The 16,064-nt window shown below is 53.2% G+C and carries 17 protein-coding genes; 4 read left to right on the top strand and 13 right to left on the bottom strand.

All coding sequences use genetic code 11. The features are described 5' to 3' along the window. Positions 1-41: 41 nt before the first annotated feature. The 9 genes from RAC60_RS06685 to RAC60_RS06725 all read right to left on the bottom strand — a co-directional run bounded on the left by RAC60_RS06685 (position 42) and on the right by RAC60_RS06725 (position 7,713). The gene (locus RAC60_RS06685) at positions 42-509 is read right to left on the bottom strand and encodes a YbjO family protein (protein WP_033737659.1); all 468 of its coding nucleotides are present in this window, start codon (positions 507-509) and stop codon (positions 42-44) included. 73 nt (positions 510-582) lie between these two features. Then, positions 583-1,428, bottom strand: coding sequence for a putrescine ABC transporter permease PotI (gene potI / locus RAC60_RS06690; protein ID WP_033737660.1), 846 nt, complete (start codon positions 1,426-1,428; stop codon positions 583-585). Further along, positions 1,425-2,387, bottom strand: coding sequence for a putrescine ABC transporter permease PotH (gene potH / locus RAC60_RS06695; protein WP_039341374.1), 963 nt, complete (start codon positions 2,385-2,387; stop codon positions 1,425-1,427). The genes potI and potH overlap by 4 nt, the downstream gene beginning before the upstream one ends. 9 nt (positions 2,388-2,396) lie before the next feature. Further along, the gene (gene potG, locus RAC60_RS06700; RefSeq protein WP_033737661.1) at positions 2,397-3,530 is read right to left on the bottom strand and encodes a putrescine ABC transporter ATP-binding subunit PotG; all 1,134 of its coding nucleotides are present in this window, start codon (positions 3,528-3,530) and stop codon (positions 2,397-2,399) included. Positions 3,531-3,640: 110 nt separating this feature from the next. Then, positions 3,641-4,750, bottom strand: coding sequence for a spermidine/putrescine ABC transporter substrate-binding protein PotF (gene potF, locus RAC60_RS06705; RefSeq protein WP_033737662.1), 1,110 nt, complete (start codon positions 4,748-4,750; stop codon positions 3,641-3,643). 478 nt (positions 4,751-5,228) lie between these two features. Next, on the bottom strand, positions 5,229-5,708 hold the full coding sequence (locus tag RAC60_RS06710; RefSeq protein ID WP_033737663.1) for a YbjN domain-containing protein: 480 nt from the start codon (positions 5,706-5,708) through the stop codon (positions 5,229-5,231). Between the two features lie 86 nt (positions 5,709-5,794). Further along, the gene (rimK, locus tag RAC60_RS06715) at positions 5,795-6,697 is read right to left on the bottom strand and encodes a 30S ribosomal protein S6--L-glutamate ligase (protein ID WP_375093117.1); all 903 of its coding nucleotides are present in this window, start codon (positions 6,695-6,697) and stop codon (positions 5,795-5,797) included. A gap of 22 nt (positions 6,698-6,719) precedes the next feature. After that, positions 6,720-7,442: an oxygen-insensitive NADPH nitroreductase gene (gene nfsA, locus RAC60_RS06720; RefSeq protein WP_033737665.1), complete on the bottom strand. Its 723-nt coding sequence runs from the start codon at positions 7,440-7,442 to the stop codon at positions 6,720-6,722. Between the two features lie 16 nt (positions 7,443-7,458). After that, complete coding sequence (locus tag RAC60_RS06725; RefSeq protein ID WP_205955043.1) at positions 7,459-7,713, bottom strand: DUF1418 family protein; 255 nt, start codon at positions 7,711-7,713, stop codon at positions 7,459-7,461. 236 nt (positions 7,714-7,949) lie between these two features. On the opposite strand from RAC60_RS06725, the gene RAC60_RS06730 reads away from it, so the two are divergent. Continuing rightward, positions 7,950-8,213, top strand: coding sequence for a GrxA family glutaredoxin (locus RAC60_RS06730; RefSeq protein WP_205957398.1), 264 nt, complete (start codon positions 7,950-7,952; stop codon positions 8,211-8,213). A 105-nt stretch (positions 8,214-8,318) separates the two neighbouring features. Here RAC60_RS06730 and ybjM read toward each other — a convergent pair whose 3' ends face one another. Next, positions 8,319-8,684: an inner membrane protein YbjM gene (ybjM, locus tag RAC60_RS06735; protein ID WP_039341385.1), complete on the bottom strand. Its 366-nt coding sequence runs from the start codon at positions 8,682-8,684 to the stop codon at positions 8,319-8,321. Positions 8,685-8,938: 254 nt separating this feature from the next. On the opposite strand from ybjM, the gene RAC60_RS06740 reads away from it, so the two are divergent. Both RAC60_RS06740 and ybjG read left to right on the top strand, forming a co-directional pair. Next, the gene (locus RAC60_RS06740) at positions 8,939-10,627 is read left to right on the top strand and encodes an aspartate:alanine antiporter (protein ID WP_033737775.1); all 1,689 of its coding nucleotides are present in this window, start codon (positions 8,939-8,941) and stop codon (positions 10,625-10,627) included. Positions 10,628-10,994: 367 nt separating this feature from the next. Continuing rightward, entirely contained in the window at positions 10,995-11,600 is a 606-nt protein-coding gene (gene ybjG, locus RAC60_RS06745; protein WP_033737669.1) for an undecaprenyl-diphosphate phosphatase, read from the top strand. Between the two features lie 91 nt (positions 11,601-11,691). On the opposite strand, the gene RAC60_RS06750 is transcribed toward ybjG, so the two are convergent. After that, a complete protein-coding gene (locus tag RAC60_RS06750; RefSeq protein WP_058701041.1) occupies positions 11,692-12,894 on the bottom strand; it encodes a serine hydrolase in 1,203 nt (400 codons plus the stop codon). A gap of 273 nt (positions 12,895-13,167) precedes the next feature. On the opposite strand from RAC60_RS06750, the gene RAC60_RS06755 reads away from it, so the two are divergent. Further along, positions 13,168-13,824: an HAD family phosphatase gene (locus RAC60_RS06755; protein ID WP_039341391.1), complete on the top strand. Its 657-nt coding sequence runs from the start codon at positions 13,168-13,170 to the stop codon at positions 13,822-13,824. Position 13,825: 1 nt separating this feature from the next. Here RAC60_RS06755 and RAC60_RS06760 read toward each other — a convergent pair whose 3' ends face one another. Continuing rightward, positions 13,826-14,962, bottom strand: a complete 1,137-nt coding sequence (locus RAC60_RS06760; RefSeq protein WP_375093121.1) for a PQQ-dependent sugar dehydrogenase — start codon at positions 14,960-14,962, stop codon at positions 13,826-13,828. 159 nt (positions 14,963-15,121) lie between these two features. Then, positions 15,122-15,757, bottom strand: a complete 636-nt coding sequence (locus tag RAC60_RS06765) for a carbonic anhydrase (protein ID WP_033737671.1) — start codon at positions 15,755-15,757, stop codon at positions 15,122-15,124. Between the last annotated feature and the right edge of the window lie 307 nt (positions 15,758-16,064).

Here is a 16,064-nt window from a genome sequence, read left to right on the forward strand (position 1 = left end):
CCTGTATTGCCTGTCGGGAGGGTGAGCGGAGCGCGATTGTATCACCGCTTACGAAAAAATGCGCGGCTACTGGCGGGCAGAAACAACAGCAGGAATACCGCCAGGTCGGGCAGTTTTTGCTGCAAGGTGTGGTGAATGATCTGCAGATTACTTTCGCCGTCAATACTGAAAATTTCCGGATAGATCCCGCCCGTGGAGGCCATCAGCATGTAGCACAACACCACAATCTGCACCACGACAAATCCCCAGCGCCCGCGATTGCTCCCGCGCATCAGGGTAAAGGCACAGCGCAGCTCAAATAAAAAAATGATCTGACTGGCAATGAAAATCAACGTGGAATCCCAAGACTGCGCACTGCGATGGAGAAAGTTGATGATTTCGGTATAGCCCAGCGCGTTCACCAGCATCAGCACGCTGAGGCAGCGCGTGGCAATAATGGCGATGCCGGCCACCGTAACGGGCACCGGCGCATCCGGTAAAACAGAACTGTGCTTCAGGGTTTCCGACATGTCCTCGACTCCGCCACGCGATAAAAAGGCTGGATAAACCAGCCTTTATCTATATTGGCAAACGTCAGGCATTTCAGCCACGTTTAGCTTTCTGAATATCGCTTAAACGCTGTTTTTCTTCATGCGCCATCACGCGCCAGGCGATAAAACCGACAATGCCCACGACAAACAGGATGAGTGACGCCAGGGCGTTAATCTCCGGATTGACCCCACGACGCACCGTGGCAAAAATCGCCATCGGCAACGTTGTCGCGCCCGGCCCGGTGACAAAGCTGGCAATCACCAGATCGTCCAGCGATAAGGTAAAGGCCAGCAGCCAGCCGGTGACGATAGCGGGTGCAATCATCGGCACCGTAATCACGAAAAACACCTTCAACGGCGTTGCGCCCAGATCCATCGCCGCCTCTTCAATGGAACGGTCCAGCTCACGCAGGCGCGAGTTAATCACCACCGCCACGTAGGCTGTACAGAAGGTCACGTGCGCCAGCCAGATGGTCAGCGTGCCGCGTTCGGTTGGCCAGCCCAGCGCATTACCGAGCCCCACAAAGAGCAGTAACAGCGACAGACCGGTAATCACATCCGGCATCACCAGCGGTGCGGTCAGCATAAAGGCAAAGCCGTTATGCCCACGAAAACGCCCAAAGCGCACGATAATTACCGCCGCCATCGTGCCCAGCACCACCGCCATGGTGGCAGAAAGCGCGGCGATGGTCAGGCTCAGCACCACCGCATCGATCATGGCATCGTCCTGGAACAACACCTTATACCAGTGGAAGGAGAAACCTTCCCACACCGTCACCAGCTGCGAGCTGTTGAAGGAGTAAACCACCAGCAGCAGCATCGGCGCGTAGAGAAATAAAAAGCAGCAGGCCAGGATGACTGTGCGCCAGGGAGAGCGGATCGTTGGCAGATTGTTCATCCCTTCTCTCCCATTTCGCGGTTTTGGTGTTTGTGGAACCAGATAATCGGCAAAATCAAAATCAGTAAGATGATCACCGCCAGTGCCGACGCCACCGGCCAGTCACGGTTGTTAAAGAACTCCTGCCACAGAATGCGGCCAATCATGATACTGTCCGGGCCGCCCAGCAGCTCAGGGATCACGTACTCGCCGACCGCCGGAATAAACACCAGCATGGATCCGGCAATGATGCCGCCTTTGGTCAGCGGCACAATCACGCTAAAGAAGGTTTTCAGCGGACGCGCGCCCAGGTCCAGCGAAGCTTCCACCAGCGAATAATCAATGCGCGTCAGCGCGGTATAGATCGGCAGCACCATAAACGGCAGATAGCAGTAGACGATGCCAATGTACACCGCCGTGTTGGTATACAGGATGATCAGCGGATGATCGATCACCCCCAGCCACAGCAGGAAACGATTAAGAATACCGTTATTGTTCAGCAGCCCCATCCACGCATAAACCCGCACCAGAAACGATGTCCATGAGGGCAGAATCACCAGCAGCAGCAGGATGGATCGCATTGAAGGCTTACTGTGCGCGACCGCCCACGCCAGCGGATAACCTATCAGCAGGCAAATCACCGTCGAGATAGCGGCCACTTTTAATGACTGCAGATAGGCGTCAATGTAGAGCGGATCGTCGCTGAGCGTGACGTAGTTGCCCAGATTGAGCACCAGGCTCAGCTGATCGTCAGCCCAGTTAACCAGTTCGGTATAGGGCGGAATGGCGCGCGCAATGTCGGCAAAACTGATCTTAAGTACGATCAGGAAAGGCAGCAGAAAGAACAGCGTCAGCCATATGTAAGGTAAGGCAATGACCAGCTTGCGTCCGTGCTGCATTTTGACGCGCGTTGCCCAGCGCTGCAGCGGCGTGCCCAGCAGTTTGGCAGGGGCTTTAGTGCGTTGAAAAATCTGGCTCATCCCGCCTCCTTAAACCGTCAACACCACGCAGCTGTCGCTGTCCCAGCACAGGCGGACTTCATCGCCCCATGTCGGTAGCCCTTTGCGGTAGCGATGTTCATTTTGCAACTGGGCGCTCAGCATCTGACCGCTGTGCAGGCGCACGTGATAAATGGACAGATCGCCCAGGTAGGCAATATGGACCACTTCACCGACGGCAAAGTTACAGCCATCCGCCGGCACCGTTTCGCACAGCATCACTTTTTCCGGGCGCAGCGCAACATGTACCGGCACGTTATCGACCACCGACACGTCCGAATCGACTTTAAGCGGATGTTTCAGGCCCGGGCTGTCAATCACCAGGCCATCTGCCTGACGCTCACGCAGCAGACCTTCAAACACATTGACCGAACCGATAAATTCCGCGCTGTAGCGGCTGGTCGGATGCTCATAAATCTCCTCCGGCTCGCCGATCTGCACAAATTTGCCCCGGTTCATGATAGCGATGCGCCCCGCCATCGTCATGGCTTCTTCCTGATCATGCGTCACCATCACGCAGGTTGCCCCCACCCGTTCCAGGATATCCACCACTTCCAGCTGCATCCGATCGCGCAGTTTTTTATCGAGCGCGCCCATTGGCTCATCCAGCAGCAGCAGTTTTGGCCGTTTTGCCAGGCTGCGCGCCAGCGCCACGCGCTGACGCTGACCGCCCGAAAGTTGATGGGGTTTGCGCTTAGCAAACTCCTGCATATGTACCAGCGATAACATTTCTTCGACACGGCTGGTAATTTCGCCTTTAGCCAGCTTGTCCTGTTTCAGCCCGAACGCAATGTTCTGCTCCACCGTCATGTGGGGAAACAGCGCGTAACTCTGAAACATCATATTAATAGGACGCTGATAGGGCGCGACATGCGACAGATCGTGTCCATCCAGCACAATCTGCCCGCTGGTGGGCTGTTCAAAGCCTGCCAGCATGCGGAGTAAGGTCGATTTACCACAGCCGGATGCGCCGAGCAGGGCAAAAATTTCGCCTTTATAAATAGTCAGGCTGACATCGTCCACGGCATGCTGGCCGTCAAAGGATTTTGTCAGATTACGAATTTCCAGTAACGGCGTTAACGCTTTTGCCGTTTTAGTCTGCGGGCGTGGGATGGCATCGTTCACTCATATCTCTCCGGAGCCAGGCGGAACAACGCGGCAAACAGTGCCGCTAAAAATGGCACAACAGAGGCCGGGACTGCGCCTCTGTTGCTGTAGCAGGACATGCCGTTTAGTTACTTACCGCTTTTAACCTTAGTCCATGCACGCGTGCGCACACGATCCAGTTTCGGATCCTGTACCTTCAGTACAAACAATTTGGCCATGGCATCCGGCGTAGGGTAAATGCCCGGATTGTTGCGGATATCGGCATTAATCAGCGGCAGAGACGCTTTATTGCCGTTGGCATAATTCATTTTGTTGGACACGTCAGCAATAACTTTCGGATCCATGATGTAGTTCAGCCAGGTGTAAGCCGCGTCCACATCTTTGGCATCTTTAGGAATCGCCATCATATCAAAGAACGCCAGTGCGCCCTCTTTCGGTACGCTGTAGCCAATGTTGACGCCGTTCTTCGCTTTTTCCGCGCGATTTTTTGCCTGAAGAATATCGCCGGACCAGCCGATCGCCACACAGATGTTGCCGTTGGCCAGATCGTTAATGTATTGCGACGAGTGGAAGTAACGAATATTTGGACGCAGCTTAAGCAGCAGATCGGTCGCGGCACCGGAATAATCCTTAGGATCGCTGCTGTTCGGATCTTTGCCGAGGTAGTTCAGCACGGTCGCGAAAATTTCTTCAGGTGCATCCAGGAACGAGACGCCACAGCTTTTCAGTTTTTCCAGGTTCTCAGGTTTCAGCACCAGATCCCAGCTGTTGACCGGCGCATCCGCACCCAGTGCGGCTTTGACTTTTTCAACGTTGTAGCCAATGCCGGTGGTGCCCCACAAATACGGAATGGCATATTTATTACCCGGATCGTGCTGGGCAACCTTCTCCATCAACGCCGGATCAAGATTTTTATAGTTGGGCAGTTTGCTTTTATCCAGCGGCTGGAACACGCCAGACTGCAGCTGACGCGCCAGGAAGCTGGACGAAGGCACCACCACATCGTAGCCGGTGCTGCCGGCCATCAGTTTGCCTTCCAGCACTTCGTTGGAATCAAACACGTCATAAACCACTTTAATGCCGGTCTGCTTTTCAAAGTTCGGCACGGTATCGGGCGAAATATAATCCGACCAGTTATAAACGTGCAGCGTTTTATCTTCCGCCATGGTACTGGCTGAAGCAGCCATCAGCACCCCAGCAACCACACCTGACAACCATTTTTTACGTTGGTTGAACATGTTTTTAATCCTCCTGAGCGGGTTATAACAACGCTGCACATCAGTGATCCGACATTGCGTTTTTATGATTTAAAAATCAGTGACACAATGAATCATTATTCAGTGGACGTTTAATAGTAAAAACCTATACCAGCACGGTATTCCTGCGGTTAGTGCCGCACCGCAAGCATAGCCGCCCCGTTCGGGGTTAACCATACCTCAGCGTAAAAAACGCCTGAACGTAATATTTTATGCATGTTTAAGCTATGAGGTTCGGCTTTTACGGCATAAAGAACGTCATAAATCTGGCAATTAAGGGCTTAATGCAGAATAAAACATTACGGTTACAAAATAATCTACCTCCTTCACAATTGATAACATTGAGAATATTTGATGCTGAAGGGAAAAAACGCTTATGACGCGTGCGGCAGGAAAGCCTGTGCCAGGGACAGGCATAAAAAAGCCGTCCTGGCAGACGGCTTAATCACGGCGGTGAGGATCAGTGAAGAACGGAATGCATGCTGCTGGTGGCAACATGCTCTTCATCTTCACCCATCATCAGCAGGTTGTTGGCGAAGGCTTCCATGATGACCATGGAAATTTCTTCTTCGCTCTGCTTCATGAAATGCGAAAACTGGCCGAAGGTTAATCCGGCTGTGATCATCATCGACTGGCACACAATCAGCTTCGGCAGATTGTCATCCTGAATATCGATAAACGCTTTCACCGTTAACGAACTGGCGTTAATTTGCGACAGGTCACCCACCAGCGGAATTAACGCCGTCGGCTTCACTTCCGCCAGTGCTGAAAACAGAATGACGTTGTCTACCAGGTCGATTTTAGCGTCAAACACCCCGTCGAAGTTTTGCATATGCGGCAAATGCAGCGCCTGACAAGCATCACATTCAAACCAAGTGATATTTTGCTGATCCAGCCAACGACGCAGCAGGTCGATATCCGGAACGACAAGAGAATCCATTGTAAAATCCCATGGGGTGATAAATAAGCGACTTAGCTTACGGAAAAATGTGGTGAGTTTCCACGAAAACCACTGAAAAGCGCGGGTCAACCTGCGGTTTTAGGACGGTGCCCGGGGATAGCGTACCGCTCAATATGATCGATCATCATACCTGCAATGTTAAGACCACTTGTAGTTTCAATACCTTCCAGACCGGGTGAGGCATTCACTTCCATCACCAGTGGACCGCGATTTGAACGCAGAATATCTACACCCGCGACATCCAGCCCCAACACCGCCGCCGCTTTAACGGCCATCAGACGTTCCTGCTCACTGATGTCAACGATGCGGGCTTTACCGCCCCGGTGCAAATTCGAACGAAAATCGCCCTCTTTTGCCTGACGCTCAATCGCCGCCACGACCCGGTCGCCAATCACCAGACAGCGTACATCGCATCCGCGCGCTTCCTGAATAAACTCCTGCACCAAAATATGCGCATTCAGTCCACGAAACGCATCGATGACACTTTCAGCCGCCTGGCGGGTTTCCGCCAGAACCACGCCGATGCCCTGCGTGCCCTCGACGAGCTTTACCACCAGCGGCGCACCGCCCACCATGGCGATCAGGTCCTGTGTATCATCGGGCGACGAGGCGAATCCGGTCACCGGCATGTCGATGCCATCACGGGCGAGCAGTTGCAGGGAACGCAGTTTGTCCCGGGCACGCGTGACCGCAGCGGACTCATTGAGTGGATAGCTGCCGCACATCTCAAACTGGCGCAGCACCGCCGTGCCATAGAAGGTGATTCCGGTACCGATACGGGGAATCACGGCATCGAAGTGACCCAGCAACTCGCCACGGTAATGGATACCGGGCGAGGCAGAATTGATGTTCATGTAGCAGGAAAGAGGATCAATGATTTGTACAAAATGACCACGCTGTTCGGCGACTTCACGTAAACGGCGGCAGGAATAGAGCGATCCATCGCGTGACAGAATAGCCATTTTCATCAATTAAAATCCTTGGGTTGTATTAGCGTGTTGCCCAGCCCTGCTGATGCAGGTAGTCCAGCATAAACGGGCGCGTTTCTTTAATAATCAGGCGCTGAATCAACTGACTCCAGGTTTCGCTGCGCTGGTTGCTGTCGCGTTGTTCGTAATAGATCGCCGTCCGGTTATCGTAATCAGCCAGCACGGCCGGATCCACTGGTTGATAGCGATTTTCATGCACTAACATGGCCTGGGGAATACGCGGCTTCACATCCGGCACCGATTCGGGATAGCCCAGACAAAAACCAAACAGCGGCAGGACAAATTTTGGCAGCCCCAGCAGTTCTGTTACCTGAGCGATATTGTTACGGATGCCACCAATAAAAACGCCGCCCAGCCCCAGCGACTCTGCTGCAACCATGGCATTTTGCGCCATCAGCGCCGTATCGACACAGCCCAGCAGCAGTTGTTCTGCGCGGCCCAGCTGCGCATCAGGACAAATTTGCAGATGACGATTAAAGTCAGCACAAAATACCCAAAACTCAGCGGCTTCCCCTACCCATGTCTGTCCGCCTGTTAATGTCACCAGCTGCTCACGCATGGCCGGATCGGTGATACGGATGATGGATGAGCACTGCAAAAAGCTGGACGTGGACGCCGATTGCGCCGCAGCAATAATCGCTTCGCGCTGTTCAGCGCTTACCGGCTGGTCAGTGAACGCGCGAATTGAACGGTGGCTGCACAGTAAATCGATTGTCGGTGTCATAAAGTCTCCAGCTGATTTATCTTTTTTTGTCGGAAAGGTTGAACAACTGCGGCGCAAGCGCTTTCGCACTGCGCCACAACAGGAGCCAGGCGGCAGGCAACATTAGCAGAATGCCGATGATAAACAGCGCGGTAGCCAGCCCGGGTGTAGCCAGGCGGCCCGGCAGGCCAGGGAACCAGTGATTCACAACCAGCAATGCACTGGCAATCAGTAACCCACCCAGCGCTTCCATCACCAGCAGTGCTTTCGGCAATTTAGCGACGTTTTGCATGCGTTTCTCCTGCCTCAAGGCCAATCGCCCCCCAATTATGGTTAACATCCGCAAATTTGCACATCAGAGGTGTCGGGATTGTTCCGCTCTGCCGACGTGCGACGGATTCATCGGGGACGGGCATTAGACTAACAGGTAATTCCTGCTTTCTTTAAGCGCAACGAGCGGGCATCATAGGCCGCTTTTCTGACGTGATTCCGTGTCACTCACACGACGTCCCTTGCAAGGAGTTTTCGATGATTGCTGTTATTTTTGGTCGTCCCGGCTGCCCGTACTGCGTTCGCGCAAAAGAACTGGCTGATAAACTGCAAGCTGAGCGTGATGATTTCAACTATCAATACGTAGATATTCAGGCGGAAGGCATTACTAAAGCGGATTTAGAGGCCAGTGCGGGGAAACCGGTCAGCACCGTGCCGCAAATTTTCCTGGATGAGCAGCATATTGGTGGTTATACCGAGTTTGCCGCATGGACGAAAGAGAATCTGGACTTCGTGGCCTGATTTCGCTCACCCGGTCAGCGCGCTGACCTCACGGGTGAGTTCTTCGTTGCCTGCATCAGATACCGTTCGCAGAGTGCCGGGTCTCTGATGCAGGCCGTTCCGGCCTTACTGTCTGATTGCCACAATCAGCTTCATCAGTCTGACCAGCAATGCGCCGCATCCTGCCCAGAACATCCCGCTCAGGCTCCAGACCATAATATAGTCCCAGCGTGCCGGCACAGCGAAAATACCGTGCAGCAACAGCGCCGCCAGCAAGGTGCCAACAGAAGCCATGATCAACGTACTTTTCAGCGGTGCCGAGTGCTGCATAAACGCCATCAATCCACCCGGCAGTAAAAAAAGCAACAATGCAGGCTGACTGTGCAACGCATGTTTATCCAGGGCACAAAAATCCTGGGCAAAAATAAACACCAGACAATAAAGCAGACCTCCTGACAGACAGGTCGCCCAAAAATAATAACGCTGCGGCATAACTCCCCACTCATTTAAAACACGCCAAAACATCGCTTTTGACCTTGATGAGCCTGGTGGAAATAAAAATAAACAGTCGTTTTGCGTACGAATGAAAGTCGCCAATGGCTGAGAAAGTATTTTCTGATTAGAATATTACCCGCGTTATCCGCGCAGTCATTATGGATGACGTAACGGCACGCTTACGGTCTGGACAAGATAGCGAAAAACAGACCACTCTTCAATACGTTACACGTAAACAAGAAGTTAAAATGTTGAATGTTAACATCGCAGAATTGTTAAGAAGTAATGACATTTTGTTATTATTTTTCGTACTGGCGTTGGGACTTTGCTTAGGAAAATTACGTTTTGGCTCTGTCCAGCTCGGAAATTCCATTGGCGTATTAGTCGTTTCGTTATTATTAGGCCAGCAACACTTCTCGATGAATACCGATGCCCTGAGCCTGGGCTTTATGCTGTTTATTTTTTGTGTCGGCATTGAAGCCGGCCCTAACTTTTTCTCTATTTTCTTTCGGGACGGGAAAAATTATTTCATGCTGGCCATTGTCATGGTCGCCAGTGCTCTGCTGCTGGCGCTGGGCTTTGGCAAGCTTTTCGGCTGGGACATCGGCCTCACCGCCGGTGTTCTGGCGGGTTCGATGACGTCGACGCCAGTCCTGGTGGGCGCGGGCGATACGCTGCGTCAGAGCATTAGCGACCCCAGGCAGTTAGGCATCATGCAGGATCAACTCAGTCTGGGCTATGCGGTTACCTATCTGGTGGGGCTGGTCAGCCTGATTTTCGGTGCACGTTACCTGCCACGTCTGCAGCATCAGGATCTGTCCACCTGTGCTCAACAGATTGCGCGTGAGCGCGGTCTTGATGCCGACAGTCAGCGTAAGGTTTTTCTGCCCGTTATCCGCGCCTATCGCGTGGGCCCGGAGCTGGTGGAATGGAGCGGCGGTAAGAATCTGCGCGAGCTGGGCATCTATCGCCAGACGGGCTGCTATATCGAACGTATCCGACGCAACGGTATTCTCGCCAGCCCCGATGGCGATGCTGTGCTCCAGCTGGGCGATGACATTTCGCTGGTGGGCTACCCGGATGCGCACGCGCGCCTGGATCCCAGTTTCCGCAACGGGAAAGAAGTCTTTGATCGCGATTTGCTCGACATGCGAATCGTGACCGAGGAGATTGTGGTGAAAAATCACAATGCCGTGAACAAGCGGCTGAGCAAACTTAACCTGACCGATCACGGCTGCTTTTTAAACCGCGTCATTCGCAGTCAGATAGAAATGCCTATCGACGACAATATTATGCTGAACAAAGGCGATGTGTTGCAGGTCAGCGGGGAAGCCCGCCGGGTGAAAAGCGTCGCCGATCGCATCGGCTTTATTGCTATTCACAGCCAGATGACCGACTTACTGGCTTTCTGCGCCTTTTTTATCATCGGCCTGATGACAGGACTGATCACGTTCCAGTTCAGCAACTTCAGTTTTGGCATCGGTAACGCGGCCGGGCTGTTATTTGCCGGTATCATGCTGGGCTTCCTGCGGGCTAACCATCCTACCTTTGGCTATATTCCGCAGGGTGCGCTGACGATGGTCAAAGAGTTTGGTCTGATGGTGTTTATGGCAGGGGTTGGCCTGAGTGCTGGCAGTGGAATCGATCACGGTATTTCCAGTAACGGGGCGCTGATGCTGTTGTGCGGCCTGCTGGTCAGCCTGCTGCCGGTGGTGATTTGCTACCTGTTTGGTGCCTATATACTGCGCATGAACCGGGCACTGCTGTTTGGGGCGATTATGGGTGCCCGCACCTGCGCGCCAGCCATGGAAATTATCAGTGATACCGCGCGCAGCAATATTCCGGCTTTAGGCTATGCCGGCACCTACGCTATTGCCAACGTCCTGCTGACGCTGGCCGGCACGCTAATCGTCATTATCTGGCCGTTATTGCCCTTATAAAATTTTTTTACTGACGTCCAGAACTTTTTATTTTGATCACAGTCTGAATAAGTGCCACTGCTTTTCTTTGAAATCCCCAAATTGTGGAGCCCGCTGGTCTTTTTCCCGGCGGGTTTTTTTATGCCTGCTTTTCTCCCGTCCTATTTAACACAAAAAAGTCATAAAAGTTAAACCGCGTTGCAACCTCTGTGCAGATTAAGAACCTTGTGATGGACTCGCCGGGCATCTGGATTCAGGATAGCTGACTTAATTTGTTAGCAATGTGTGCTGGCAGATGCGACAGACTCCATCCGGTTTGACCTGCTTGTCAGGCTTTTTTTGGATTGAGAAAATCTGAACATCAGTAAAACGAGGAACCGTTCACGTAATGGAAGAATTAAACCGTACCCTGTTCACGGCGATTAACGCGACGCCCGACTCACCTCACTGGTTACTGCAGCTTGCCACGTTTATTGCCAGAGACGTCATTGCCATCGTGCCACTTTTGATTGTGGCGTTGTGGTTATGGGGCCCGCGCGATCAGGTTGCGTCACAGCGTGTGCTGGTGCTGAAAACCGGCATCGCGCTGCTTTACGCACTGGCGATATCCTGGTGCGTTGGTCAACTGTTACCGCATCCGCGGCCTTTCGCCATTGGTTTCGGTTATCAGTTTCTTCATCACGCACCTGACGACTCGTATCCGAGCGATCATGGCACCACCATTTTTACTTTTGCGCTGGCCTTTCTCTTCTGGCACCGCCTCTGGTCAGGCGTCATCCTGATGGTCGTAGGTACCGCAATCGCCTGGTCACGTATTTATTTGGGCGTGCACTGGCCAATGGATATGCTGGGCGGCTTGCTGGTAGGTATGCTGGGTTGTCTGGCGTCGCATCTTGCCTGGCAGCTTTATGGTGAACGCCTGTTGAATGTTCTTAACCCCGCTTACCGACTGCTGTTTGCGCTACCGATTCGTAAAGGCTGGACGCAGAGTTAATCTTTTGCTGATGTCGGCGCAAACGTACGTGGATTTCAGGGCCGAACGGGCCGCCTGCCGTAAAAAAGGGACGCCATCGCGTCCCTGATTATTAGCTGAACCACTTCCCGAACCAGCCGTTGAACTTCATCATCACAAAATCGATCATCCGGCTGAAGAAGCCGCCCTCCGGCACATCCTGCAGCACGACCAGTGGCCGCTGTTCAATGGTTTTGCCATCCAATTGGAAATTAATGGTGCCGACGACCTGATTCTTCTTCAGCGGCGCTTCTAACTGGGGCGATGACAGCGTATAGCTGGCTTTCAGGTTTTTCATCTGACCTTTTGGAATGGTCAGCGCGGCATCCTTCGCCACGCCCAGACTGACCTGACTCTGATCACCAAACCAGACGCGCTGCTGGGCGAACGGGGCATCCGCTTTTACTGGCGTAACCGTTTCAAAGAAGCGGAAACCCCAGGTCAGTAGCTTTTCGCTTTCGCGGAAGCGAATGGCATCGCTGGCGGTGCCCAGCACCACCGAAATCAGTCGCATATCGCCCTCGGTTGCCGAAGCGACCAGATTATTACCTGCGCCTGACGTATGGCCCGTCTTGATGCCGTCAACGTGAAGGTTGGTGCTCCAGAGCAGACGGTTGCGGTTCATCTGGCGAATATGATTGAAGGTGAACTCTTTCTCTTTATTCAGTGCGTACTCTTCCGGCACGTCGCGGATCAACGCCTGACCAAGCAGCGCCATATCCCGTGCGGTACTGTACTGCCCTTCCGCATCCAGACCGTGTACCGTCATGAAATGTGTATTGGTCAGCCCCAGCGCTTTAACGTAGTTATTCATCAGCCCGATAAACGCGTCCTGACTGCCTGCCACATAGTCGGCCAGCGCGATACAGGCATCATTGCCTGACTGGATCACAATGCCTTTATTCAGCTCATGCACCGGAATACGATCGCCCGGTTTAAGAAACATCAGCGACGATCCGCGCAGTTTGGGGTTGCCGGTCGCCCAGGCATCCTGTCCTACGGTCACCATGTCATCTGGCTTAATTTTGCCGGCTTTAATTGCCTGCCCAACCACATAGCTGGTCATCATTTTGGTCAGGCTGGCTGGATCAAGCCGCTGGTCCGCATTGGACTCGGTCAGGACCTTGCCGCTGGCATAGTCGATTAAGATCCAGGCTTTGGCATCAATTTGAGGAGCATCCGGTGCCTGTACTGCCAATACAGTCATCGGTGCAATCAGTAGCAAAGAGGTGGCAGCGACGCGCCGCAGGTGAGATGAGAAGCTAGTTTTTGTCATGAGCTTGACCGGATTGTCCTTGTTAAAACGGAAAGTCAAAGGCGTGAAACCCTCTGTCAGAACGCTACCCGCTGGCGTGACTGAAAAAAACCGCTTAATCGTAAAGTTTTATAGATTTTAGTAGATTAACCCTGGCATGACCGCCGCCCGCGTGCCATTTTCCGGCAACAGTGTCGTCCATAAAAATGCGTTAAATTCCGAAATTTTCATCAGAAAGTTAAGGCCGTCACAAAACTGGGTTAACCTGACGCTATTCACTCGAGGAGAACCCGTATGGACCTGGCACTGTTTGATCTGGATGAAACGCTGATTAGTGAAGACAGCACCGGCCTGTGGCTGCGCTGGCTGGTTTCACAAGGCTTTGCGTCCAGTGAGCTGATTGAGGAAGAGCAGGCGCTTATGCGTCAGTATTACGCCGGGACGCTGTCCATTGAAGACTATATGCATAAAACGCTGTCCCCGTTAAGCGGCATGGCGACCCTGACGGTTGAGGGCTGGATCCGCCGCTTTATTCATCGCGACATTATGCCGCGCGTCTATCCTGAAGCCCGGGAACGTCTCAAATGGCATCAGTCACGTGGCGACAGAATCATTGTTATCTCCGCCAGCGGTGAACATCTGGTGACGCCGATTGCCCGCCAGTTAGGGGCCTGCGGTGCCCTCGCCATCGGTGTGGAAGTGGTGGATGAGCGCTACAGCGGCAACACCTACGGAACGATGACCTTTCAGCAGGGCAAAGTGACGCGGGTGGAAGAATGGAAAGCCCAGCGGCCGGATGAACACTACTCACATACCTGGGCTTACAGTGATTCTCTGAACGACCTGCCGATGCTGGTGCAGGCCGATTATGCTCACGTGATTAACCCTGCGGAACCGTTACGCCAGGAAGCCGAAAAACGCGGCTGGCCGGTTTACCACTGGGCGCGTTAAGTTAACCGCGGGAGGCGCTGGCGTCCTGCGCCAGCCCTACCTTCAGGAGCTTGCCGTTAGCTTCATCCGTCAACACATACAGATACCCATCCGGCCCCTGGCGAACATCACGAATACGTTCGTTTCGCTCACCCAGCAGGCGTTGCGCCTCAACGACTTTTTCACCGTTGACACGCAGTCGAATCAGTTGCTTCTCTTTCAGCGCCCCGATAAAGAGTGAATTTTTCCATTGGGGGAAACGGGCACTGTTATAAAAGGCCATGCCGCTTAGCGCTGGTGAAACTTTCCAGTAAAATACCGGCTGTTCCGTGCCCGCCACGTGCGTGCCTTTCGATTCAGGAACCTTGCTGCCGTTGTAATCAATGCCGTAGGTCGCCAGCGGCCAACCATAATTTTTCCCTTTTTCGATCACGTTGACCTCATCGCCACCGCGTGGGCCGTGCTCGCTTTCCCACATGACCTGTGTCCAGGGATTAAGCGCCAGGCCTTGTGGGTTACGTAAACCGTAGGCCCAGATTTCAGGCCGGGCACCCTGTCTGCCCACGAAAGGATTATCCCTGGGAACGCTACCGTCGCCGTTCAGGCGCAGCAGTTTTCCCTGCAGCTTGTCGAGATCCTGGGCGGCGCTGCTGACAAAATTATCCCCGAAGACAATCCACACAAACCCCTGACGGTCAAAGGCCAGCCGGGTGCCAATATTGTTGCCGCTTGAGAGCCGGGGCGTTTGGCTGATGACTTCATGAAAATCGGTCAGTTGGCGACGATCGTCGCTGAGTGTGCCATAACCCACGACGGCCCCCGCCTTGCCGTCGCTGTCCGCTTTGGTATAGCTGAGCCACACCCGACGGCTCTGGGCAAAATCCGGGGCCAGCACCACATCCAGCAGGCCGCTCTGTCGCTGCGCCCACACCGCGGGCACGCCCTTAATCGGCTCAGATAAACCGGTATCAGGTCGCCAGCTACGCAACTGGCCGGCGCGTTCAGTGATGAGTAACGTCTGGTTATCCGGTAAAAAGGCCACCGACCAGGGATGGTCCAGCTTATCCTGAAGCACCTTCACCGTCAGATCATCCGCCCATAACGGGCTGGAAACGAGTAACGTGCCATTCAGTAACAGTAGGGTGGAAACACGGGTCATAGCATTCTCCAGACAGAGGCAGTGTGTTTAAGCGTAGTCAGCCTGTCCGGCATGATGTTGAGGATTTACAAAAGATTAAACAGCGTGGGCGTGATAAAGACGGGATGAAAAAACAGGCGGTAAGGGGCCCGCGACCTGAACGGCGCGGGCAAACGGAACTTACTCGAAAAAGGTCTCGGGATTATCCGCCAGTGAGATGAACTCTTTACCGCCCGGCGTGAGCGCCAGAATGGTGCCCGACTCAATGTCGTAAACCCAGCCATGCAGACGCAGCTTGCCCTGACGTAACCCTACCGACACCGAAGGATGGGTTTTCATGTTGTTTAGCTGCGCAATCACGTTCTCCTGCACCATAGCGTTGAGCTTTTTCTCGGGTGATTCATAGTCACGCTGCTCCACCACCGCTTTGGCCGCATCGGCAAAGCGCAGCCAGTGCTCGACGGCTGGCATGCTGTCCATGCAGGCACAGGACGAAATCGCGTTCATCGCACCGCAGTTAGAGTGACCACAGATGATGATGTCAGAAACGCCCAGCACCATCACCGCATACTCAATGGTGGCTGACACGCCACCCGGCTCCGGCCCAAAAGACGGCACAATGTTGCCCGCATTACGGATAACGAATAGCTGCCCGGGTTCCTGCTGCGTGACCAGCTCCGGCACCAGACGGCTGTCTGAGCAAGAGATAAACAGGGCTTTCGGGTTCTGATTTGAGGCCAGACTTTTAAACAGCGCCTCTCTTTCAGGAAAGACAGTCTGCTGAAAACTCAGAAACCCGTTAATGATCTCTTTCATTATTTTGCTCTCACATTATCCACGTCATTGTCTGAAAGTCCAGGCTCTCAGCACTTGTTAAGCGAATCATTATTAATGAAAACAAGCAAATATCAACCAACAATATGACCGTCAAATGGCGTTATCACCTGCGTTGATAAGAAAATTAACGAATTAATTTTTAGCTATTTATTAGAAATCCTTTTGCAAAACGGCGGGTTACTGCGGTTTTCTTCCTTTCCGATCATCGGCTTAAACGCCTGTCACTCTCGGGAACCCTTTACGGTTTTTTGCGTGACTTTACACTGTTATGCCTGAGGTCAGATAA

The sequence above is a fragment of the Pantoea sp. BR_17 genome, from assembly GCF_041955125.1.
Lineage (GTDB): Bacteria > Pseudomonadota > Gammaproteobacteria > Enterobacterales > Enterobacteriaceae > Pantoea > Pantoea stewartii.

Coding starts and splice junctions, on each gene's coding strand:
- potI (WP_033737660.1), bottom strand. CDS start 1,428: ATGAACAATCTGCCAACGATCCGCTCTCCCTGGCGCACAGTCATCCTG.
- RAC60_RS06765 (WP_033737671.1), bottom strand. CDS start 15,757: ATGAAAGAGATCATTAACGGGTTTCTGAGTTTTCAGCAGACTGTCTTT.
- potF (WP_033737662.1), bottom strand. CDS start 4,750: ATGTTCAACCAACGTAAAAAATGGTTGTCAGGTGTGGTTGCTGGGGTG.
- nfsA (WP_033737665.1), bottom strand. CDS start 7,442: ATGACACCGACAATCGATTTACTGTGCAGCCACCGTTCAATTCGCGCG.
- RAC60_RS06725 (WP_205955043.1), bottom strand. CDS start 7,713: ATGCAAAACGTCGCTAAATTGCCGAAAGCACTGCTGGTGATGGAAGCG.
- RAC60_RS06760 (WP_375093121.1), bottom strand. CDS start 14,962: ATGACCCGTGTTTCCACCCTACTGTTACTGAATGGCACGTTACTCGTT.
- RAC60_RS06730 (WP_205957398.1), top strand. CDS start 7,950: ATGATTGCTGTTATTTTTGGTCGTCCCGGCTGCCCGTACTGCGTTCGC.
- RAC60_RS06710 (WP_033737663.1), bottom strand. CDS start 5,708: ATGGATTCTCTTGTCGTTCCGGATATCGACCTGCTGCGTCGTTGGCTG.
- RAC60_RS06750 (WP_058701041.1), bottom strand. CDS start 12,894: ATGACAAAAACTAGCTTCTCATCTCACCTGCGGCGCGTCGCTGCCACC.
- ybjM (WP_039341385.1), bottom strand. CDS start 8,684: ATGCCGCAGCGTTATTATTTTTGGGCGACCTGTCTGTCAGGAGGTCTG.
- RAC60_RS06755 (WP_039341391.1), top strand. CDS start 13,168: ATGGACCTGGCACTGTTTGATCTGGATGAAACGCTGATTAGTGAAGAC.
- potH (WP_039341374.1), bottom strand. CDS start 2,387: ATGAGCCAGATTTTTCAACGCACTAAAGCCCCTGCCAAACTGCTGGGC.
- RAC60_RS06685 (WP_033737659.1), bottom strand. CDS start 509: ATGTCGGAAACCCTGAAGCACAGTTCTGTTTTACCGGATGCGCCGGTG.
- ybjG (WP_033737669.1), top strand. CDS start 10,995: ATGGAAGAATTAAACCGTACCCTGTTCACGGCGATTAACGCGACGCCC.
- rimK (WP_375093117.1), bottom strand. CDS start 6,697: ATGAAAATGGCTATTCTGTCACGCGATGGATCGCTCTATTCCTGCCGC.